This window comes from Flavicella sediminum, assembly GCF_006381105.1.
Lineage (GTDB): Bacteria > Bacteroidota > Bacteroidia > Flavobacteriales > Flavobacteriaceae > Flavicella > Flavicella sediminum.
On the sequence record NZ_VDET01000008.1, the window covers coordinates 297,523 to 318,304 of the forward strand.

Annotated in this window: 19 protein-coding genes and 1 tRNA gene; 6 read left to right on the plus strand and 14 right to left on the minus strand. The window is 33.9% G+C overall.

What is annotated here, in order from left to right; translation table 11 throughout:
- Window positions 1-72: 72 nt before the first annotated feature.
- From FGM02_RS11365 to FGM02_RS11395, 7 genes are all read right to left on the minus strand, one after another.
- A complete protein-coding gene (locus FGM02_RS11365) occupies window positions 73-450 on the minus strand; it encodes a glyoxalase (RefSeq protein ID WP_139958500.1) in 378 nt (125 codons plus the stop codon).
- Between the two features lie 11 nt (window positions 451-461).
- On the minus strand, window positions 462-2,756 hold the full coding sequence (locus FGM02_RS11370) for an FdhF/YdeP family oxidoreductase (protein WP_139958501.1): 2,295 nt from the start codon (window positions 2,754-2,756) through the stop codon (window positions 462-464).
- 4 nt (window positions 2,757-2,760) lie between these two features.
- Window positions 2,761-3,552, minus strand: coding sequence for a formate dehydrogenase accessory sulfurtransferase FdhD (fdhD, locus tag FGM02_RS11375; protein ID WP_139958502.1), 792 nt, complete (start codon window positions 3,550-3,552; stop codon window positions 2,761-2,763).
- A gap of 160 nt (window positions 3,553-3,712) precedes the next feature.
- On the minus strand, window positions 3,713-4,267 hold the full coding sequence (locus FGM02_RS11380; protein ID WP_139958503.1) for an acyl-CoA thioesterase: 555 nt from the start codon (window positions 4,265-4,267) through the stop codon (window positions 3,713-3,715).
- Window positions 4,268-4,432: 165 nt separating this feature from the next.
- Window positions 4,433-5,611, minus strand: coding sequence for a THUMP-like domain-containing protein (locus tag FGM02_RS11385; protein ID WP_139958504.1), 1,179 nt, complete (start codon window positions 5,609-5,611; stop codon window positions 4,433-4,435).
- A gap of 4 nt (window positions 5,612-5,615) precedes the next feature.
- Window positions 5,616-6,698 carry an AI-2E family transporter gene (locus tag FGM02_RS11390; RefSeq protein WP_139958505.1) on the minus strand — a complete coding sequence of 361 codons (1,083 nt, stop codon included), beginning with the start codon at window positions 6,696-6,698 and terminating at the stop codon, window positions 5,616-5,618.
- 7 nt (window positions 6,699-6,705) lie between these two features.
- Entirely contained in the window at window positions 6,706-7,932 is a 1,227-nt protein-coding gene (locus FGM02_RS11395) for a purple acid phosphatase family protein (RefSeq protein ID WP_139958506.1), read from the minus strand.
- 180 nt (window positions 7,933-8,112) lie between these two features.
- Between FGM02_RS11395 and FGM02_RS11400 the strand changes: the two genes are divergently transcribed.
- On the plus strand, window positions 8,113-8,967 hold the full coding sequence (locus tag FGM02_RS11400; RefSeq protein WP_139958507.1) for a hypothetical protein: 855 nt from the start codon (window positions 8,113-8,115) through the stop codon (window positions 8,965-8,967).
- Here the strand turns inward: FGM02_RS11400 and FGM02_RS11405 are convergent.
- The 4 genes from FGM02_RS11405 to FGM02_RS11420 all read right to left on the minus strand — a co-directional run bounded on the left by FGM02_RS11405 (window position 8,957) and on the right by FGM02_RS11420 (window position 12,845).
- Entirely contained in the window at window positions 8,957-9,532 is a 576-nt protein-coding gene (locus FGM02_RS11405) for an acyl carrier protein phosphodiesterase (protein ID WP_139958508.1), read from the minus strand. The genes FGM02_RS11400 and FGM02_RS11405 overlap by 11 nt on opposite strands.
- 137 nt (window positions 9,533-9,669) lie before the next feature.
- The gene (locus tag FGM02_RS11410) at window positions 9,670-10,074 is read right to left on the minus strand and encodes an NTF2 fold immunity protein (protein WP_166461170.1); all 405 of its coding nucleotides are present in this window, start codon (window positions 10,072-10,074) and stop codon (window positions 9,670-9,672) included.
- Window positions 10,075-10,186: 112 nt separating this feature from the next.
- Window positions 10,187-11,305 (minus strand): DNA polymerase III subunit beta, encoded by a 1,119-nt coding sequence (gene dnaN, locus FGM02_RS11415; RefSeq protein WP_139958510.1) that lies wholly within the window; start codon window positions 11,303-11,305, stop codon window positions 10,187-10,189.
- A gap of 211 nt (window positions 11,306-11,516) precedes the next feature.
- On the minus strand, window positions 11,517-12,845 hold the full coding sequence (locus FGM02_RS11420) for a PhoH family protein (protein ID WP_139958511.1): 1,329 nt from the start codon (window positions 12,843-12,845) through the stop codon (window positions 11,517-11,519).
- A gap of 340 nt (window positions 12,846-13,185) precedes the next feature.
- On the opposite strand from FGM02_RS11420, the gene FGM02_RS18435 reads away from it, so the two are divergent.
- Together FGM02_RS18435 and FGM02_RS11425 are read left to right on the plus strand one after the other, a co-directional pair.
- Window positions 13,186-13,338, plus strand: coding sequence for an ISAon1 family transposase N-terminal region protein (locus FGM02_RS18435; protein ID WP_449401686.1), 153 nt, complete (start codon window positions 13,186-13,188; stop codon window positions 13,336-13,338).
- Between the two features lie 96 nt (window positions 13,339-13,434).
- Complete coding sequence (locus FGM02_RS11425) at window positions 13,435-13,653, plus strand: transposase (protein WP_449401687.1); 219 nt, start codon at window positions 13,435-13,437, stop codon at window positions 13,651-13,653.
- Between the two features lie 211 nt (window positions 13,654-13,864).
- On the opposite strand, the gene FGM02_RS11430 is transcribed toward FGM02_RS11425, so the two are convergent.
- From FGM02_RS11430 to FGM02_RS11440, 3 genes are all read right to left on the minus strand, one after another.
- Window positions 13,865-13,938: transfer RNA gene (locus FGM02_RS11430), tRNA-Thr, on the minus strand.
- Window positions 13,939-14,158: 220 nt separating this feature from the next.
- Complete coding sequence (locus FGM02_RS11435) at window positions 14,159-15,469, minus strand: DUF5723 family protein (protein ID WP_139958512.1); 1,311 nt, start codon at window positions 15,467-15,469, stop codon at window positions 14,159-14,161.
- 12 nt (window positions 15,470-15,481) lie between these two features.
- Window positions 15,482-17,164, minus strand: coding sequence for a hypothetical protein (locus FGM02_RS11440; RefSeq protein ID WP_139958513.1), 1,683 nt, complete (start codon window positions 17,162-17,164; stop codon window positions 15,482-15,484).
- A 148-nt stretch (window positions 17,165-17,312) separates the two neighbouring features.
- Between FGM02_RS11440 and FGM02_RS11445 the strand changes: the two genes are divergently transcribed.
- The 3 genes from FGM02_RS11445 to FGM02_RS11455 are packed head-to-tail and all read left to right on the plus strand — an operon-like array spanning window position 17,313 to window position 20,736.
- A complete protein-coding gene (locus FGM02_RS11445; RefSeq protein WP_139958514.1) occupies window positions 17,313-18,599 on the plus strand; it encodes a hydroxymethylglutaryl-CoA reductase, degradative in 1,287 nt (428 codons plus the stop codon).
- Entirely contained in the window at window positions 18,599-19,498 is a 900-nt protein-coding gene (locus FGM02_RS11450; RefSeq protein WP_139958515.1) for a GYDIA family GHMP kinase, read from the plus strand. Before FGM02_RS11445 ends, FGM02_RS11450 begins: the two co-directional genes overlap by 1 nt.
- Before the next feature lie 20 nt (window positions 19,499-19,518).
- Window positions 19,519-20,736 (plus strand): BaiN/RdsA family NAD(P)/FAD-dependent oxidoreductase, encoded by a 1,218-nt coding sequence (locus FGM02_RS11455; RefSeq protein WP_139958516.1) that lies wholly within the window; start codon window positions 19,519-19,521, stop codon window positions 20,734-20,736.
- The last annotated feature ends 46 nt before the right edge of the window (window positions 20,737-20,782 follow it).

A 20,782-nucleotide genomic window follows, 5' to 3' on the forward strand; every position in this document is an offset into this window, starting at 1 on the left:
CATAGGTTTAAAAATAAAAAGAAACCCCTTTACAGCAATGTAAAGGGGTTTTTGTTTGATTAAAATAATTCCTTAAAGATTCGAAAGTATTCGTTCTTTGCAAATTTGTAACATCCGTTTGTTACACTCCTTTTCTATAGTGCGGTAGGTTTGTAATTCTTCAAGTGTAAAGAATGCTATGATAACACCGATTAATTGGTTTCTCAGATTTTTGTCTTTTGTAAAGATACTGTCAAGAAAACCTGTTAATTTTTCTTTTGAAAGCTCCTTATAAGCTGCATTCGTTTTAGAAATAGAGGCAAATACCATTTCTGTGATAAGCTCATGTTGTAGTTTTATAACAGGTCGTAAAACAGTATTTTGTACATACTCTTCTGTACTTGTCTGCTCAGAAGTGCTTGCCTTTTTTATTTCGGGTCGTAGTTTTTTTATAATTTCTGAACGGATCATTTTTTAAGTTTTTATTCCTTATGAATACTAATTACCACTGCTTTAGAGGCTGGTGTGTTGCTAATTCTTGCTTTGCTATTGATAGGCACTAAAACGTTGGTCTCAGGAAAATAAGTTGCCGTACATTTTCTTGGAATGTCGTAAGAAATCACTAAGAATTTATGGGCATGTCTTTTTTCTCCTTTAAAATGACTGGTTAACGTAACCAAATCTTTTTCTTGAAGTTGAAATTCTTTCATGTCCTCAGGATTCATAAGTACAACTCTTCTTTCATTTAAAATTCCTCTATAACGATCATCTAATCCATAAATAGTGGTATTGTATTGATCGTGCGTTCGTATGGTCATCATTAAAAACTGATCCTTTTCTAAAAGAAGATCAGAAGTCTGGTTGATTGAAAAATTGGCTTTACCGGTATGTGTCACACTGAAATTATTTTCGCGTGCATTGTTTGGTAAATAAAATCCGCCAGGTTTTCTTACTCGGACATTGTAATTGTCAAAACCAGGAATTGTTTTTTCTATAGCATTTCTGATCAAGTCGTAATTGGAAGCGAGTTGCAACCAATTTGTAGAACAATTTTTTAAGGTTGCCGTAGCTATGCCAGCTACAATTGCCGTTTCACTTTTTAAGTATTCAGACAAAGGAGAAAGGTGTCCTTTCGATTTAGAAACAACGCCCATCGAATTTTCAACCGTCACAAATTGTTCGCCACTTTCTTGAAAATCTTGTTCCGATCGTCCCAAACAGGGCAAAATCAAAGCTTGTTTTCCGTGTATCAAATGGCTCCTATTTATTTTTGTTGAAATATGAACGGTCAAGTCGCAGTTGCGTAAAGCCTCTGCCGTAAATTCTGTATCTGGTGTTGCCGAAATAAAATTTCCTCCCATCCCTAAGAAAAATTTTGCTTTCTTATCGTGCATGGCTTGTATGGCTTCTACCACATCATAACCATGGTGTTTTGGTGCGTTAAAATGAAATTCTTGTTCTAGTTTGTCTAAAAAGGCAGCTTGCGGTTTTTCCCAAATTCCCATAGTTCGGTCTCCTTGTACATTGGAATGTCCACGAACCGGACAAGTTCCTGCTCCTTGTTTACCAATACTTCCTTTTAATAAAAGTAAATTGACAACCTCACGAATATTGTCTACACCATTTTTGTGTTGTGTAAGTCCCATTGCCCAACAAATAATGATTTTTTTATTTTGTGCAATCATTTCTGCGGCTGCTTCAATTTGAGTTTTTGATACTCCCGTTTGAGCAATTAATTCGTCTAAATTATAATTGTCTATATCATCTATAAAAGCATCAAATCCTTGTGTTTTTTCTTTGATAAAATGATGATCGAAAACCGTACCTGGATTTTTGTTTTCTTTTTGTTTTAGTAAAATTAGGATAGCTTTTAGCAAAGCAACATCTCCATTAATTTTAACTTGTAAAAATAAATCGGTTAAATTAATACCAGACCCCAACCATGTAAACGGATTTTGCGGATCTTTAAAATTAACCAATCCAACTTCCTTAAGCGGATTGATACTTATTATTTTTCCACCATTCTTTTTTGTTCCTTCCAAAGCAGAAAGCATACGTGGATGATTGGTACCTGGATTTTGTCCCATCACTATAACCAAATCTGCATGGTTAAAATCATCTAGCGTTACAGAGCCTTTTCCAATTCCTAAGGTTTCAGAAAGTGCAGCACCACTAGATTCATGGCACATATTAGAACAATCGGGTAAGTTGTTGGTTCCGTATTGTCTTACAAATAATTGGTATAAATAAGCGGCTTCGTTACTTGTTCTTCCTGAAGTATAAAAAATAGCTTCATTTGGCGAGGCAAGTTTGTTTAAAGAGGTTGCAATAAGTTCAAATGCTTGTTCCCATTTTATTTCTTCGTAATGCGTAGCGCCTTCTTTTAAAAACATTGGGTGAGTAACTCTTCCTTTTTTTCCTAATTCATAATCCGACAAAGCGCCTAATTCTTGTATAGAATGTGTTGCGAAAAAAATTGGAGAAACACGTTGCTTTGTAGCTTCTTCTGCAATGGCTTTGGCACCATTTTCACAGTATTCTGCTAAAAAAGCTCTTTTTTCATCCGGATCTGGCCAAGCACAACCCGGACAATCAAAACCATCTTTTTGATTTATTTTAGAAAGCAAGCCAATACCCTTAATTAAGCCAACTTCGTTTTTTATATGGGTTAAAGCCGATTTTATAGCGGTGGGACCTACAGATGTTTTTGGAACTTCCGTCAGTTTAATTCCGGTTAGTTTTTCTGGAGGTTGTGCAATGGTATTTTTATTTTTCATAAAATTAAATGACATTTTCTGGGTGAGCGTAAATGGTTGCTTTTCCATTTCTAGAAAAACCGATTAGACAAATTCCAAATTCTTTAGCATAATCTACCGCTAGAGATGAACAGGCAGATACCGCTACAATGGTGCTTATTTTGGCAAAGAAAGCTTTGGTAATTATTTCATAAGAAACACGTCCGCTGACCAACATAAATTTAGCACTTTTTAAATTATTTGTAGCCAATAAATTGCCAATACATTTGTCTACTGCATTGTGTCGACCAATGTCTTCTTTGAGTGTTAAAAAATTGTAGTTTTTATCAAAAAGAACTGCGGCGTGAGAACCACCGGTTAAGTCGAAAGTACGTTGTTTTGACCGCATTATTTCAAACAAAAAAGGAAGTTGTTTTATGTCCAACTTGTTTTTGTTTTTTAAGGACGGTTTGGCTGTGTTAAAATCTTCAAGTTCTTGTTTTCCGCAAATTCCACATGAAGAAACAGAGAGTAAGGATCGTTTGTTTAAATAGCCTTTCCCAAGTTTTTTTTCTGAAATTGTAGCGTTTATTTTAGAAAAACCGTTGTCCTTGTTTTCTATTAGGTTCAGTTGTATTTCTGAAGGATCTTTGTAAATATCTTCTGCAAATAACAAACCACGAACCAAATCCTCGTCATTGCCAGGCGTTCGCATAACAACTGTAAATGGCTTGTTGTTAATTTGTATTTCCAAAGGCGCTTCAACAACTAGAAAATCATCGGTAACAGTCGATTTTTGTTCTTGTTTTTTTAGACCTTTATAAAGTGACGTTTGCATCAGTAGGGTTTAGTATACAAACATAAAGAATAAAAAGCAGAGTGTATGAACGTTATTTTGAGCGATTGTTTATCTATTTTGACTTTTGATTGGCTGCTTTTTTAAGATAAAAAAAGCCTTAAAATTAATTTTTAAGGCTTTTGTATAATTACGTTTTGGTTTAATCATCTGTTAGGTCGATAACCACATTGTGTTTTTTGACTTCTTCTTTGTAGTTTTCATAAGAGAATTCATCTTTGTGAAAACTTAATTTTCTTTTTTTCTTCATTTCCAAACGGTCTAAAGAACGAATAAAACGACGAACCCCTTCTTTACTTGTTAGTTTAAGTTTTGGAACGGGCGCATTGGTTCCATCATCATTTTTAGCAACCATTAAAAAGTACGAGGAGTTACAATGTTTGATTTCTCCTGTTTTAATGTTTTCTGAAGTCACTCTAATTCCAACGGTCATAGAGGTTCTTCCTACATAATTGACACGTGCTTTTAAGGTTAGTAATTCTCCTACTTCTACAGGGTTCAAAAAATCTACAGTATTAATAGAAGCTGTTACGCAGTATTTTCCTGAGTATTTGGAACTACAAGCAAATGCTATCTGGTCCATTAAATTTAAGATGTACCCTCCGTGAATTTTTCCACTAAAATTAGAGTTAGCTGGAAGCATCAATTCTGTAATAGAAACAGAAGATTCTTTTGATGTTTTAATAAGTTGTGACATGATGTAGTTCAATTGTGTACGGCAAATTTACTACTTTTTTCAAAAGAAATACTTTTATAATTTCAATGTCAAGTTACTTCTGTGAGTTTGAGAAATATCGTCTACTTAATTTGTTTGAATCCTATTTAGAGTACTGTGATTTTGAGAATTTGAACAATTTGCACTTTATGCTTTTTCGCAAAACAATACTATTTTCTGATTCTCTAGGTTGGTTGTGAAAAATAAGTACAGATTTCCACCGTCTTTAATTTTGGTTTTTTTTCTGATTTGAGCAACCGTTTCTGGAAAATTACGCGTAGTGATATTTGCTTTTTTATCAGGTATTAATTTGGCTAGTTTCTTTTTGTCAAAAGGTACTACTTGATTGATTTTAAAAGTCCTTCCTGGAAAGTTTTTTACGATCTCACTAGAGGTGTATAGATGCGAGTGCTGCTGTAGTTTGTCCAGTTGTAGCTGCGCACTAATTTCTTGAAAAGCGCCTGCCTTCATGATGGCCGCATTGGGTTCGTATACATATTTTTTTGGAAGTGCGTAGCTAGCAACTTCTTCATTTTTATACTGGGTAGAAAAATATTGATTTTCAGTTTTTTGGAGGTTGACTGTTTTGATATGAATTTCACCCGCGTATTCTTTTTCTAATAAGAAGAGTAATTCCTTTACTTCATTTTGGACTGCGATGACATGAATTTCTTTGACATATGTCAATTCATTAATGGTACTTGTAATATCTAAAATAGGCGAATTTTTAATCAATAACTGGTCGCTATGCGCGAAAAGGAAATCGATGTTATCTGGAACATTCGGAAGGCAATCTTCTAACAAAAAAACTTTTCCCTTAGTGTCATTTCTACGGGAAGGATCGATATAAATCCAATCAAACTTTTGTTGAAGCTTTTTTATATAGTCAAGACTATCACCTACATGATTTTTTATATTTTCAATTCCAAATTGCTGTTGATTGTGAACCACCAATTCTGATAATTCCTCGTTGAGCTCGCAGTGGGTGACTTCTTTTATTTTTTTTGAAAAGTAAAAACTGTCAATACCAAAACCACCTGTAGCGTCTAATAAGCTGTTTCCACATACTAAAGCTGCTTTGTAGTTGGCTGTTAATTCTGATGAGGTTTGTTCTAAATTTAATTTTGGAGGATATACAATATTTTGCGTGCCAAACCAAAGTGGTAATTTTTTAGCACACTTGTTTTTGCCTTCAATTTGTTGTGCCAATTCTTGTGTAGAAACCGTTTCAAAAGGACTTCCTTTTAAAATTAGTTTGGTAAGGTTCTCGTTCAAATTTTGCTCAATAAAATCTTGAACCTCTTGATTTAGAATATTTTTATTCACCTGGCTATAAATCTTTAGTCAATGATTTAACTACTTTGTTATCCGATAAAAATTCTTTTAAAATAACTTTTATGGCAGTGTAGGTAGGAACTGCCACAACCATACCCATAACGCCAAAAAGAATTCCGCCAATAATAATGACCAAGAAAATTTCTAAGGGATGAGATTTTACGCTTTTGGAAAATATAATGGGCTGACTTAAAAAATTATCAATCAACTGTGCAATAATATACCCGGTCATAACATATAATGTAGTAGGGACTATTTCTGTTTGAAAGTTGAGTCCAATATTTTCTGTCATGGTTAACACCAGCATTAAGAAACCACCAATTAATGGGCCTATATAAGGAATCAAATTTAAGATGGCACATAAAAATGCAATGACCAAAGCATTTTCAATTCCGAAGATGAGTAAAACGGTGGTGTAAATAACAAACAAAATAGTGATTTGAAAAACCAATCCAATAAAATATCTCGACAATAATTCTTTGATAGTTTCAAAAGATTTTTCCATTCTTTTTGCTTTGGAATCTGGAATTAGTGTAAACATTCCGTTGTGCATTAATTGCGTGTCTTTCATAAAGAAAAAGGTAATAAATAGCACAGAAAATAAGCCCATACTTAAAGAACCAATTCCGCCTAAAATAGTATTGAATAAATTGGGAATATTTTTAAAATTTCCCATCAAGTCTAAATTTTTAAACTGATCAAACAAGTCAATACCCTTGTCTAAAAAATAAAGATTTACTTGTTGAAATAATACCTCAATATCGTGTTTGAATTCAGCGGTATTTAGTAGCGATAAATTTTCTCCTTGCTTTAATATAAGCGGTACAAACATACTTGTTAGCCCAACCAATGACAATATAAATAACGACATGGTGAAAATGACGGCAATGGTATTTGGCAGTTTTAGTTTTCTTTTTAAAAACCGTATGATCGGTCGTGCTATTAAGGCAAAAACAGCAGCAATGGCCACATATATTAACACCGATTTGATAAGAAATAGAAAATAGAGAGCAGCCAAACTACCGGTTATGATAAGAAGGGCTCTAATAATTCCGTTGGCAAGAGTTTTTGAATTCATAGCTTATTTATTTTTTTATAACCACAACGGCACCGTTTGAAGGTGTCCAAATTTTTAAGTCTTTAGGAATGCTGAAAGTCTTTTTATTCGAATTTTCTTTTAAGTCCATCGCATTGTCAACCAACAAGGTTCGGCATTCAATTTTTTTAGGGCTTACAAAAATCCATTTTATTTGGTTGAATTTACCTGAATCTCGTGTCCAAGGTTTGTTGTCGTCGTTTTCTCTAATAGGAGCCCCCCAGCAACCTTCACCTACATAAGTAGTTCCGTTTTTGTCTTTAATAAAACCTTCTGAACTTCCTTTTTGTGTGCTAGGTTTTATAGGCCACGTCGTTTTTACCGTGTGTGCATCACATTCAACTACCAGCTTTACTTCATGGTCGTAAAATAATTGTGCCCAATTGCTGTATTGTTTGTTTCCTTCTTTTTTTCTAGAAACATGAGGGCGCATTGGTTTGTGGTATTGAGCCGTTTTCCAAATAACACTTTCATGTTTTGCTAAATCTTTTTTAAGCCATTCGGTTTGGTTTCCTTCAATGGCAATTTCACTATTTAAGGTATAGGTTCTTACTAAATTATTCCCAAAAGTTAGGGCGTAGTAAATATCTTTATGAGGAGTGTCAAACAAATTATAAATGGACGTATTTGCTTTTTCATGGTTTCCTCTAGTGGCAACAATCGGATACATTCTTCCATCTTTTGAAGTTGTTAATTGCCAGTCGTCAAACCATAAATTCCATTGTGGCGCATTGTCGGCAGCGGTCATATCACCACCAAATAATACCGCATGTGGTTTTAATTTAGCCACCAAGGTATTGGCTTGTTGTCTTGGTAGTCTATTGTTTCTAGAGTCGCCACCGGCTAAAAAAGACAGTTTTGTGTTTTTGTTTGGTGCCGTTTTAAACCAAAAACGTTTGCTCGTTCCTTCGCTGTCATTAATAACAAAAAAATAAGCGGTATCTGGCTTTAAATTTTCCAAACGTACAAAATGATTGTTCATTTCTTTAAAGGCAATAATTCTATCTGGTTTTTGTTGGTTTTGGTATTTTTTATAATCGTTGCCATGGTCTTTCTCTCCAAAATAAACTTCAGGATTTGTTCCTGAAATTTGATTCCAACCAATAACGATAGAAGTGGCAGGATTGCTTCGTAGACTTAATCTGTATTTATCAGTTTTTGCCCAAGTAATATTTGTAATCAATAGTATTATTGCGGAAAATAAGAAGTTTTTCATTTGTGAAAGCAGCTATAATTATAAGTTACAATATTAAGCAATTTCTATAGAATTAATTGGAGTGCTGTTATGAATACGAATTGTTGGTTAAGGCTTGTTTGGCTTGTGTTTGTTTTGGTTAGGATAATTCTAGTAGTGTCAGTCTTTTTTAGTAAACTTGTAGCTTTAAAAACCGTGTACATGCAGCTAACTGATTCTAAAAAGACAAGCTATATTTTAACTTTTTCTGTTTGTAGTATTTTTATTGGACGTGCTTGGCAATTTATTTTTTGGGATGCACCTTATCGCAGTTTTTTTTGGGATGAAGAATTGTTAAAACCGCTCATAGAAAGTTTTTGTTCTATATCGTGGTATGCTTATGTTACGAGTTCCAGCACAGATATGTTTATTGATGAGTTGGTTTTTTATACGGGTTTATTGTATGCATTCGCTGCTGTTTCTTGTCTGTTGCTATTAAAACACAACAAGAAAATATTAAAAGGAATTGTGCTTTTAGGTGGAATTAATTTGGTGCTGCTTTCTTTTTTATTGATGAAAGATAAGTTTTATGAATGGGCTATGTTTTTTGAACACAGTATTCAGTTTGGCTTGCCCTTTGTTTTTTTATACGCTTTAAAAAGCCAGCCTAAGAATTTACTTACAATAGCTAAGTTATTGATAGCGGTAGTTTTTGTTTCGCATGGATTGTATGCAGTTGGTTATTATCCAGTGCCTGGGAAGTTTGTAGACATGGTGATTCATGTTTTTTCTTTTTCAGAAGAGAAGGCTAAACTTTTTTTGTTGGTTGCAGGGGGGCTAGATTTTATATTGGCAATTTTTATTTTTGTACCAAAAGTGGCAAAATATGCTTTGAGCTATGCTGTGTTTTGGGGCTTGTTAACTGCCTTTGCAAGAATAGTAACAGGTTTTCAAACAGATTTTATGTGGCAATCCATACATCAAGAATTGCACGGAACACTATTTCGTTTGTCGCATGGATTGTTGCCTTTGTTGGCCTTGCTGCTAGAAAATAAAAAAGAAAATACTAGCTCTTAAATTCTTTAGAAAAAACGATCAATTCTTTGAAAAACAATTCAAAGTCTTTTTCAAAATCTTCGTAATGTTCTACAAGATCAATTTTGGCTAAATCCATTTGAGAAATTCCTTTTGTTCTTTTGTTCATACCCCATAATATTTGAGAAATTCCTTCAATACTTCTATAGTTATAGAGCCAGTTCTGTTCTTTCATAAAAGGCAAAAGATACTGTGTTCTTTCGGGAAGTATTTCGTAATGGTCCTCTAAAAGTTGGTAAGTGTCTTGGGTAAAATTATGTAGCGGAGTAGCGCTGTACTGTTGCCAGTTTTTGGCTAGAAAATGATCGTAAATTATGTCAATAATTACTGCTTTAAAATGGCGGTATTTTGGGTCTAAGCGTCTTTTACTTTGTTTTACAATAGCATGACTGTCAGTAAAAGTGTCAATAGCCCTATGGTGAATAATTCCTTTTTGTACGCCTAAAGGCAGGTGTTCATATTTTCGTCCTTTAATGGCATCCGCAATAAAATTTCCGATTTTACCTTCTACGTTTTTTGCTAAATACAAATGGGCTAAAAAATTCATTGAGGGAAATTAGGTAAAATATATAGGAGGAACATTATATAAAGATTACTTTTTCGTTTATTTTCTAAAGGACGAATATTGAGAGTTGTTTTTGTAGAAAACGCATGGTTTTGTGTTTGAGAGGGGGCTTAGTTTGTTTATTTACCGTGTGTAATTCTTATAATTTGATAGTTTCTAGCATCAATAATCATGGTGAATAAGCCTGTTAATTCAAACATAGTTTGTCCATTTTCTTTCCAGGGCTTTCTATGGGAGCCTTGAATAAACCAATAATTATTGATCATAAAAACAGCATAAGGCTTTTGTTTTTCGATTGATTTTTGTCCGTAAATGTCAAATAAAACAGCTTCTGAAAAGTCTATAACTTTTTTTCGATCCGTCAATATTGGTTTACTGCCTATGATATTATGGACTTCTTTTTTTGTTAAGGATTCGTTGAGTATTTCTTTGGCTTCTGAAAGTGTAATTCTATGATGTGCAAATTTTGTTTGTCCGTAACTACTTACTGCCATAAAGAAGATACATAGAAGTATGTGTTTCATAGGGATTTTTTTGTTGAAAATTGAAGTTAAGGAATTTGCAGATGTTTCGCAATAGGACATAAAAAAACACCCATAAAATTATGGGTGTTTTAAATATAAGTTGAAAATTATTTTAGCTGTTTAGCATCACTGGCATTACCAACATGGTAATTTGCTCACCTTCTTCGCTTCCGTCAACAGGAGTTAAAATTCCGGCACGGTTAGGTAAAGACATTTCGATCAATACTTCATCAGAAGTTAGATTGCTCAACATTTCTGTTAAAAACCTAGAGTTGAAACCAATTTGCATGTCATCACCTTGGTAATCACAATTCAAACGTTCGTCTGCTTTGTTTGCATAGTCAATATCTTCTGCAGAAATATTCAATTCTGTACCCGCCATTTTTAAGCGAATTTGATGTGTTGTTTTGCTAGAGAAAATAGAAACACGTTTGGTTGAATTCAAGAAAGAAGCTCTTTCTACAGTTAATTTGTTCGGATTTTCTTTAGGGATTACCGCATCGTAATTTGGGTATTTTCCGTCAATTAAACGACAAATAAGCACCACGTTGTCAAATACAAATTTTGCATTTGTGTTGTTGTATTCAATCGTAACATCGGTGTTGTTTGCTCCTAAAATTCCTTTTAATAAGTTCAAAGGTTTTTTAGGCATAATGAACTCAGCCGATTCGTTTGCCGTAATATCTGTTCTTGTATATTTTACCAATTTGTGTGCATCCGTAGCTACAAATGTCAGACTGTCTGTGCTAAATTGAAAAAACACACCACTCATTACAGGTCTTAAGTCGTCATTTCCAGTAGCAAAAATTGTTTTTGAAATAGCAGCGCCTAAAATAGCAGCAGGAATAATTGTAGAACTAGGACTGTCTAATGAAATTGTTTTAGGAAATTCATTTCCGTCAAAATAAGCCATGTCGTATTTTCCTTGATCAGAACTTATTTCAATAGTCGAACTGTCTTCTGTTTTAAAAGTTAAAGGTTGGTTCGGGAAAGTTTTTAAAGTATCTAATAAAAGTCTTGCAGAAATAGCTGCATTACCACTAGAATCGCTTTCAACTTCAATGGTACTTGTAATTGTTGTTTCTAGGTCAGAAGCTGAAATTTTAAGTTCGTTTTTGTCTAATTCAAACAAAAAGTTATCTAAAATTGGCAATGTATTGTTGTTGTTGATAACTCCACCTAAAATTTGAAGTTGTCTTAATAATTGCGAGCTTGATACAATAAATTTCATTATATATGTTTATTTTGTGCTAGTTGGTATAGTTTTTAGAGCGTTTTTCTACAGTATTAGTACTTACTGACTTCCTGTCACTCAACAAACAAATATAGAGCAAATCGCTTGTCTAACAAAGAAATGTTTTCAACAAAATTAGTAGGATTGTTCAAAACATTTCTTAGTTTTTGACCTTGTTTTCGTGTGACTTAAGCAGTGTACCTTTTTGCTAAAGAAGTTCGTTGGCTAAGTTGGCTAGGGCAGATCGTTCTCCTTTTTCTAGTTTGATATGTGCAAATAAATTTTGCCCTTGTAATTTGTCTATCAAATAAGACAGTCCGTTACTTTGTTCGTCCATATAAGGGGTGTCTATTTGATGAATGTCTCCTGTAAAAATAATTTTTGTGCCCTCTCCAGCTCTGGTAATAATAGTTTTAATTTCATGCGGTGTTAAGTTTTGAGCCTCATCTATAATAAAAATAACGTTGCTTAAACTTCTTCCCCTAATAAAAGCCAATGCAGTTAACGATAAAAAACCACTAGCTTCCATATCGTCCAAAGCTTTTCTTTTGCGTTCGTTTTCGCGGTACTGACTTTTGATAAATTTTAAATTATCCCAAAGCGGTTGCATATAGGGCGAAATTTTTTCATCGGCACCGCCAGGTAAAAATCCAATATCCCGATTGCTTAAAGGAATGATAGGTCTGGAAAGAATAATTTGTTCAAAATTGTTTTTTTGTTCTAGTGCAGCTGCTAAAGCCAATAAGGTTTTTCCTGTTCCTGCCACACCTTGTAAAGCAATTAATTTAATATCTGGGTCTAGCAAAGCATTTAAGGCAAATGTTTGTTCTGCATTTTTTGGTTTGATACCATAGGCATAGCTTTTTTCTACTCGTTCAAGTTGATTGGTAAAACCATTGTACCTGGCTAAAACAGAATCGGAACTTTTGTTTAGTACATAATACCCGTTATTTACTTTGGCTTCCTTTAAAATACCGTCCTCATCAATTTTATTCTGATTGTACAGATTTTTGATATAGGTTGGGTCAATGTCATCTAAGTTAACAACTCCTTCCGAAATATTTTTAATATTTGTAACTTTTCCTGTTAGGTAGTCTTCAGCAAGCAAACCAATAGCCTTTGCCTTGATTCTTAGATTGATATCTTTGGTAACTAGTGTTGTGGTGGCAGTTGGGTGTTCCTCTTGCATGCCTAAAGCCACGTTGATTATTTTATGATCATTTTTATTTTTCCCATAAATTGTTTCTGCATCAATTTTTAAAGCCTTTGTTAGCATCACAATTTTCATTTGTCCTCTATTTTTACCTAGAGGTATCCAATTGTTTAGCCCACCTTGGTCAGACATTTTATCTAGAAAACGAATGACAGATCTTGCTTCGAAATTTTTCGTTTCATTTCCTATTTTAAAATTATCTAGTTCTTCTAATACGGTAATAGGAATAACGATGTCATTGTCTTCAAAACAATTGATAGCATTGTGGTCAAACAAAAGAACGGAAGTGTCTAAAACAAATATTTTTTTTGTGGTTTTGCTCATTATAGAAATCAATTTTAAGGTGTTATGTATTCCTAAATATAGGAATGTTTAGCTAATGAAATACAGTGAGGTTGGGCGCTTCACGTGAAAAGTTGTTAACAACTGTGAAGAGTTTTTGTAACTGTTTGATTTGTTGAAGTGTATGTTTTTTTTGATCAAGATTAAAAGTTGTGTAGGGATTCAAATAGAATTTTGATTTGATAAAAGATAATAAAGAATTAGAGGTGTTACATTTGTATTTTGAAGATTGCAATAGCATTTTTAAAGAAGAGAAGAGAAGAGTCGAGTCGTATTTTAATAGCTCACCGTTTTCATAAAGAATTGCCTTCAAGATTTTCCTTTGCATGGAAACATCGTTTATCTTCATATAAAATGTCGTAGATGGTTAGAAAGAACCTCTAAAGAAATAGTACAAAGTGATTGGAGTTTAGTAGCAAAGAGATTTCGAATAAGCACTGAATTTGCTGCTTTTTTAAAAGAACTTAATCGATAGCAATGCAATAAGTGTAAGAAGCTTAGAAGTCTTTTTTGGAATCAACGGAAAGAATTTTCAGAGACAGTATAAAGAACGACTGAGTGATTTTAAGGATTGGAAACAAAAATACATGCAACAGACTGCCTTAACTATCCTTTAAATATTGGACCTAATCAGATGCATTATGACTCAATTGCAAACTTCTTCAATAACAGAAGTACAAATGCTGCTGCAGAATCCTTCAATGCCAAAATTAAAGACTTTAGAAGGAGTTTTAGAGGTGTAACTGACATCAAATTCTTCTTATTTAGACTTGCCAATATTTATGCGTAATTATCAAAATCCCACAACTTTTACGACTGACCCGAAATAAGGGAGTTGTCCATTTGCAATAGTTGAATGAAAATAATCATACAAATTAACAATATTCTAAATTAAGACCCAACTTTTGCACCTGATCCCTTATCCCTGATCCATCCTTTGTTTACAAGGCTTGAGTTTTAAGCAAAAAAAAACATCCTAAAAAGGATGTTCTTTTTTTTTGAGCCGATGGAGGGACTCGAACCCACGACCTGCTGATTACAAATCAGCTGCTCTAGCCAGCTGAGCTACATCGGCTTGTTTTAAAGATATGTGTTTCTCTAAAGCGGTGCAAATATATGTCTGTTTAATGTACTACGCAAGAAAAAAATGAATAAAAAACAAACTTTTTTTTAAGCGATTGATTTTCAGTATTATTTTTTTTATTGGCATAAAAAAAGCTACTCGAATGAGTAGCTTTTTTATCGTGTTCAAAAGATAATTATTGCTTTTTATCAGTTAAGATATTAGTCAATATTTATTTTTTTATCCATTTATTGTAGCCAAAAACAAAGTTAAGTCCAACTCGAACGGTTCCTCCATTTGTATCTTCAATTTTTCCTGCCAAGTTAGCAATATTATCAGTTGCTGCATATAATTGTAAGAAACCTAATCTTAAAACAACATTGGCTCCAAATCTCATATCACTATTAGGTCCACCTGCACTTGCAACAACCCCATAAGTAGTTTTGTTTAAAGTTCTGTTGAATCCTAAAGCATAACTTGCTTTCACATCAATAAGTGTATTGCTTTTCTTAAAGAAAGCTGCAGTTAAAGCATTTTTTTCAGTCAATTGATATTTTGCAGAGATGTATGTTTTAGTAGATAATTTTGTTTTAAAACTTTCTGTCGTTTCTGAAGTTCCAATTACGTCTTCTAAGGCACTTGTTAGTTCGTCTTCAATACTTCCTTCAGTATTTAAATCTCCTCCTTGAAAAACGGCACCATCCGTATCTGCAATGTTGTAATTTTTAACATTTTCACTCCAGTCAATCGATCCGATGTCATTTACAGCTAATTCTACTGTTAATTTAGGAGTAATTGCATAGGTTGCACCAATATCAAAACCAAAACCTTTGTTTCCTGTAAAGAAAGATCTATCTCCGTTTTCATCCTCTTCTAAGCCAGAAGTGTTAACCGTTGCGTTAGACGCCATTACGGTCCAGTAAGAAGTTGTTTGGTCTATGTCTACAGATAGAGAAGAGTTTTCAGCAGTCTCTGAGTGGGTAATACCGTTTAAAGACTTTAAACGAAGTCCAACAGCTAACCTGTCTTTTAAGAACTTTCTAGTATATCCAATTCCTATCTCGCTATAAGAAGACGATCTCATTTTGTCATCTGATAATGCAAAACTTGCTCCAAAACCGTTTGCAGCAACATTAGTAAAGTCGTCGCTGTATTGCCAGTTAAGTGTTGATCTAAGATTTGCAAAAACAGTTAAAGATCCTTTTTTAGTTTTAAAAGCTAACATAAAAATGTTTGCTGTTACATCCGAATTGATTTTGTTTATTTCTTCTGAACTTTCATTCAAGCCATCAAAATCTATTTTTAATCCTCCTGAACCATTGTCAACAAGAATGTTAGATAGAGTTAAGTTCGACTTTAAGTTCATTCCAACATTTAAAGGCGTTCCAAAAGTGAAAGAATTTTTAGGAAGATAAACCGGAGAAACATTTTGTGTTTGCGCTACATAATCTCCTAAATTGTAAAAAGAAAAGTAGTCTTGTGCATTTACACTACCAATAGTAGTAAAAAGCAAGATGATGTATGTATATATGTGTTTTTTCATTGCTTTTATGTTTTAGTTATCGTCAGATGTGATTTCGGCATCTACTACAGCACCGATAAATAATTTCAATTCGTCAGAGCCATGTAACGTTACAGAATCCTCACCGCTAGGTAAGTCAAGTGTCAACCTTACTTCAATAGTTTCTGAATCCTTAATAGCGTCTATTTCGCTTGAAGATAATTCAATGTCAAAATTAGAAACAACAGCAACTCCGTCCGAAGAACCCGTTTGGTTTACATTTGCGGCATTAAAGGCAGTAATTGATTCTGTATGAGTAATTTGATTACTACTGTTTTTAAAGTCTAAAACAATGCTTCCTTTAAGTGGGATTTTATTTTCTACACCAATACTTAATTTGATGTCGGTAAAATCATCAAGATCATCACCATTATCAAAATCAATATCTTTATTGAAAGTAACATCGTCAAAGCTAATAGTTAAATTAACGTTGATGTCTTTGTCTGTTGCTACCGTGCTTTTTGCGTAAAAATTTGTGTTTGGACTTCCATTTATTGGATTAGCAATACCGCTAATGTTTAAAGCTATCTCTGTTGGTTTCGCTTCTAGTAAATCACGAATATTTGAATTTGTTGTATTCAAAGTTCTGTTCGTTACTTTATCGGCATCTCCAAAATTTGCTACCTCGTCAATAATCAACATATTCGCAATTCCTGAATCTCCGTCATATTCTAGGTTGGTTGTGTTTCCATTTCCTGTAGCCACAATTTCAGATAAATCAATTCCAAGTGGGAATCCGTATTTACTTGTAGCTGTCAATTTCATTTTTGGACTTGTAAAACTTACATCTCCTTCTCCGAAATTGTCAAAAAAGCTCAAGCTAATTGATTGGCTAGATAATGAAAATTCTTCTTGTTTAAAATCTCCATAAATAACTTCTGTTCCTATATCTGCTAAAACAGCTTCATAAGAAATTTTATCAGCTTCATTTAAAGTATTACCCGCTGAGAATTCAAATTCAGCATCCAAATTCATCACAACTTTGTTCACGATACCTTCTTCGAAATCAGTTCCGTTATGTGTAAAGTTGGCGTTGTATTCATTTAAAGTAATGACAACAGTTTCTGTTCCTGCTCCGCTAAAAACAACAGTTTTAGAATAAATAGCATCATCCGATTTTTTTGTAAAAGAAGGAATTTCAATGGTTAAAGTAACTTCAGCATCAAAAGTAGATTCGAAATCAATACTCATCGTTCCTCCATCAAAAGAAGCACCAGTAATATCTTGATCAAGTGCTAAATCGTAAACCACTTGGTCAGAATCTGATTGCGTACCAATCAATGGATTGTCCATTGGTCCACCTGGAGTTGCAATTTGTTCTGTAATGGTGTAAGGAAAAGTTTCTCCAATAGAAGCTAAATCAGCCGCAGTTACAGGTGTGCTTACAGATGAAGAAATAGTTTTAGAAGGTACATCAAAAGTAGTGTTGCTTCCAGTTGCATTAGAAAATGACTCCGTATAACTGAATGATAATTCTTCGGTAGATGCAGAGTCGAATTCATCAGAACCTAGTTCTTGAAATAATTCAGAAACGGTATAAGTCAGTGTTCCCGCAGGTATACGGACACTTCCGTCCCAAGTAATGTCATCAATATCCTTGTCTAAATAAGAGACATCACAGGATGTTGCAAAAAGGGTTAAACATGCCAAAGCATGATATAAAATGTTTTTTTTCATACAAATAGTTTAGTGTTAATAGCTTATTATTTTTTTATACATTCAGATGCGAATATAGTTAATATATGTTAACACAATTTAACAAAAAATTATTTAATGGTTAATTAGTAGGAAAAAGTACCTTTGCAACTATTAAATGACATGTTTTATGGTTAGAAGGATTACGGGTTTCTCTAAATTTTCGAAAGAAGAAAAAATAGATTGGTTGATGAAAGCTTTTTTTGAAGAAAAATCAATTAGCAAAGAAACTTTGAAAAAATATTGGAATTCAGACGTCAAACTGCAAGAGTTACACGACGACTTTATCGAAAATACCATCTCCAATTTTTACCTCCCATTTGGGGTAGCGCCCAATTTTTTAATTAATGATGAAGAATATACCATTCCTATGGTTATTGAAGAAAGTTCTGTAGTAGCAGCGGCTTCTTTGGTAGGGAAGTTTTGGAGCACACGTGGTGGTTTTAAGGCAACGGTATTAGGAACAACCAAAGTAGGTCAGGTGCATTTTATGACTAAAATGACTTCTAAAGCGGTTGAAGACTATTTTGAGGAGAAAAAAGAAGACTTATTGAAAGCTACAAAAGCAATTACTAAAAACATGCGTAAGCGTGGTGGGGGTATCTTGGCTATTGAGTTAAGAGATAAAACTTCAGATTTAGAAAATTACTACCAACTCCATGTGACTTTTGAAACCAAAGATTCCATGGGGGCCAATTTTATCAATTCCTGTTTGGAAGCCATTGCAGATGAATTTGAAAAAGAAGGCATTCAAATTGTCATGAGTATCCTGTCCAATTATGTGCCCGAATGTGTGGTGCGGGCGGAAGTAAGTTGTAAGGTGGAAGACTTATTGCCTGGATCTTCAACAATTGACCCAACGGAATATGCAGAAAAATTTAAAAATGCTGTGGCCATTGCCAATGTTGAACCGCATAGAGCGGTAACACATAACAAAGGAATTATGAACGGAATTGATGCGGTTGTTTTGGCAACAGGAAACGATTTCAGAGCTATAGAATCTTGTGCGCATGCCTATGCTGCAAGAAGTGGGCGTTATAAAAGTTTGACCAATTGCGAAGTAAAAGACGGAATATTTCGATTTTGGATTGAAATTCCTTTGGCAATTGGAACTGTTGGTGGTTTAACCGCTTTGCATCCTATGGCAAAATTTTCATTGGAATTATTGCAAAATCCTACTGCAGAAGAGTTGATGAAAATAATTGCTGTTGCTGGGTTGGCACAAAATTTTGCTGCTCTGCGTGCCTTAACAACTACAGGAATTCAAAAAGGGCATATGAAAATGCATTTAATGAATATCCTAAATCAGTTAGGGGCTAGTTTGGAGGAAAAAGAAAAATTAGTAAAATATTTTGAACATATTCCTGTTACCCATTCGGGTGTTCAAGAAGCATATCAAAAATTAAAAACTGTTTAATGGAAAAGTTTTACAGCAACGGAAAATTGTTGATTTCAGGAGAGTATTGCGTTTTAGACGGTGCTTTGTCTTTTGCATTGCCTACTAAATTCGGACAGTCATTAGAGGTTAGTTCTTTGGATGTTCCGGTTATTATTTGGGAAAGCTTTTCTGTATTGAAAGAATTGTGGTTTCAAACAGAATTTAAATTGAGCGATTTGGAAGTTGAAAGCAACAATCCGATGTTGGCGACTTTAAAAAAAATATTGCATAGCGCTCAAAAGTTGAATCCAGAATTTTTAAACGATGGAAATGGCGCTTTTGTACAAACCTTTTTAAGTTTTCCAAACAATTGGGGACTAGGAACTTCTTCTACCTTAATAAATAATATTGCCAACTGGGCAAAAGTAGATGCCTTTATGTTGTTGCAAAATTCTTTCGGGGGAAGTGGTTATGATATTGCTTGTGCTCAAAATAATACACCTATATATTATACCAGGAAAGAAGGCGTTGCAAAAGTGGAAACAGTTTCTTTCGAAAAAGACTTTTTAGAGAAGCTCTTCTTTGTTTATTTGAATGAAAAACAAGATAGTAAAGAAGGAATAAAAGCCTACAAATCCTTGTCGGCAAATAAAGAGGAATGCATTCAACAAATATCTGAACTTTCTGAAAAAATTGTAGCAAGCAATTCTTTAAAAGAATTTGAAGGTCTGCTCAATCAACATGAAGAACTTATTGGAAATTTATTGCAGGTAACTCCTGTAAAGCAACGTTTGTTTTCTGATTATTTTGGCTCTGTAAAAAGTTTAGGGGCTTGGGGTGGCGATTTTGTTTTGGTAACCGGTGATGAAACAACGCCAGAATATTTTTTTAAAAAAGGATTTGAAACCGTCATTCCTTATGAGGAAATGATTTTATAATATAAAAAGAGAATAAAACTATGCACAAAAATGTGTTGATTATAGGAGGAGGAGCTGCAGGTTTTTTTACGGCAATTACTGCCAAAGAAAAGAATGCCAATTTAAGTATTGCAATTCTTGAAAAAGGAAAGGAAGTGCTTCAAAAAGTGAAAATTTCTGGAGGAGGACGTTGCAATGTTACACATGCTTGTTTTGTACCTAAAGATTTGTGTGAGTTTTACCCAAGAGGGAAAAAAGAATTATTAGGACCTTTTCATCAATTTATGACAGGAGATACTATGGAATGGTTTGAAACCAGAGGTGTTCCTTTAAAAATAGAAAAGGACAATCGCGTTTTTCCACAGTCTAATTCTTCTCAAAGTATTATTGATTGTTTTCAAAATTCTGTAGACACCTTAGGAATTGAGGTGTTGAAGAATCATGGCGTAAATGCGGTGTCTAAAAATGCTGATGTATGGGAAGTCGTTACGACAAAAGGAAATTTGACTTGCGATCAATTGGTGATTTGTGCGGGTAGTAGCAAGCGAGTTTGGGAATTGGTAAAATCATTAGACCATACGGTTGTAGAGCCTGTTCCTTCTTTGTTTACCTTTAATATAAAAGATTCTAGATTGACAGATTTGTTAGGTGTTTCTGTGCCTAAAGCCACAGTGAAAATTGTTGGCACTAAATTAGAAAGCAGTGGGCCGTTATTAATTACACACTGGGGTTTAAGTGGGCCAGCCATACTAAAATTATCGGCTTTTGGTGCACGTATTTTAGCTGAAAAAAATTACGAGTATCAGGTGGAAGTAAATTGGTTGTCAAAACCTTTGGGGCAAGCGGTTCAGGAATTGCATAAAATTAAAAAAGCGAATACCAAAAAACAAATCGCTTTGCGTTCTCCCTTTGAAGCCATGTCGAAACGTTTGTGGGAACGCTTGGTAACTACTTGCGAAGTGGAGCCAACCAGTAAATGGGCCGATTTATCAAATAAAAAACTAGAAGAAATTGCTGCTCAATTGACAAAAGGTGTTTTTAAAGCGAGCGGTAAAAGTACTTTTAAAGAGGAGTTTGTTACCGCAGGCGGAATCAAATTAAAGGAAATAAATTTTAAAAGATTTGAAAGTAAAATTCATGAAAATTTATTTTTTGCAGGAGAAGTTTTAAATATTGATGCCGTTACCGGTGGTTTTAATTTTCAAAACGCATGGACAGGTGGTTTTGTTATCGGAAATGCTTTAGCAGAAAATGAATAATAGCATCAAGCCTAGCAGGTTTTAGAAAGCTGTTAGGTTTGATTTT

What these genes read in the sequence shown, in the direction of transcription:
- FGM02_RS11365 (WP_139958500.1), bottom strand. Translation starts at nt 450, where the DNA reads ATGATCCGTTCAGAAATTATAAAAAAACTACGACCCGAAATAAAAAAG.
- FGM02_RS11370 (WP_139958501.1), bottom strand. Translation starts at nt 2,756, where the DNA reads ATGAAAAATAAAAATACCATTGCACAACCTCCAGAAAAACTAACCGGA.
- fdhD (WP_139958502.1), bottom strand. Translation starts at nt 3,552, where the DNA reads ATGCAAACGTCACTTTATAAAGGTCTAAAAAAACAAGAACAAAAATCG.
- FGM02_RS11380 (WP_139958503.1), bottom strand. Translation starts at nt 4,267, where the DNA reads ATGTCACAACTTATTAAAACATCAAAAGAATCTTCTGTTTCTATTACA.
- FGM02_RS11390 (WP_139958505.1), bottom strand. Translation starts at nt 6,698, where the DNA reads ATGAATTCAAAAACTCTTGCCAACGGAATTATTAGAGCCCTTCTTATC.
- FGM02_RS11395 (WP_139958506.1), bottom strand. Translation starts at nt 7,932, where the DNA reads ATGAAAAACTTCTTATTTTCCGCAATAATACTATTGATTACAAATATT.
- FGM02_RS11400 (WP_139958507.1), top strand. Translation starts at nt 8,113, where the DNA reads ATGCAGCTAACTGATTCTAAAAAGACAAGCTATATTTTAACTTTTTCT.
- FGM02_RS11405 (WP_139958508.1), bottom strand. Translation starts at nt 9,532, where the DNA reads ATGAATTTTTTAGCCCATTTGTATTTAGCAAAAAACGTAGAAGGTAAA.
- FGM02_RS11410 (WP_166461170.1), bottom strand. Translation starts at nt 10,074, where the DNA reads ATGAAACACATACTTCTATGTATCTTCTTTATGGCAGTAAGTAGTTAC.
- dnaN (WP_139958510.1), bottom strand. Translation starts at nt 11,305, where the DNA reads ATGAAATTTATTGTATCAAGCTCGCAATTATTAAGACAACTTCAAATT.
- FGM02_RS11420 (WP_139958511.1), bottom strand. Translation starts at nt 12,845, where the DNA reads ATGAGCAAAACCACAAAAAAAATATTTGTTTTAGACACTTCCGTTCTT.
- FGM02_RS11435 (WP_139958512.1), bottom strand. Translation starts at nt 15,469, where the DNA reads ATGAAAAAACACATATATACATACATCATCTTGCTTTTTACTACTATT.
- FGM02_RS11440 (WP_139958513.1), bottom strand. Translation starts at nt 17,164, where the DNA reads ATGAAAAAAAACATTTTATATCATGCTTTGGCATGTTTAACCCTTTTT.
- FGM02_RS11445 (WP_139958514.1), top strand. Translation starts at nt 17,313, where the DNA reads ATGGTTAGAAGGATTACGGGTTTCTCTAAATTTTCGAAAGAAGAAAAA.
- FGM02_RS11450 (WP_139958515.1), top strand. Translation starts at nt 18,599, where the DNA reads ATGGAAAAGTTTTACAGCAACGGAAAATTGTTGATTTCAGGAGAGTAT.
- FGM02_RS11455 (WP_139958516.1), top strand. Translation starts at nt 19,519, where the DNA reads ATGCACAAAAATGTGTTGATTATAGGAGGAGGAGCTGCAGGTTTTTTT.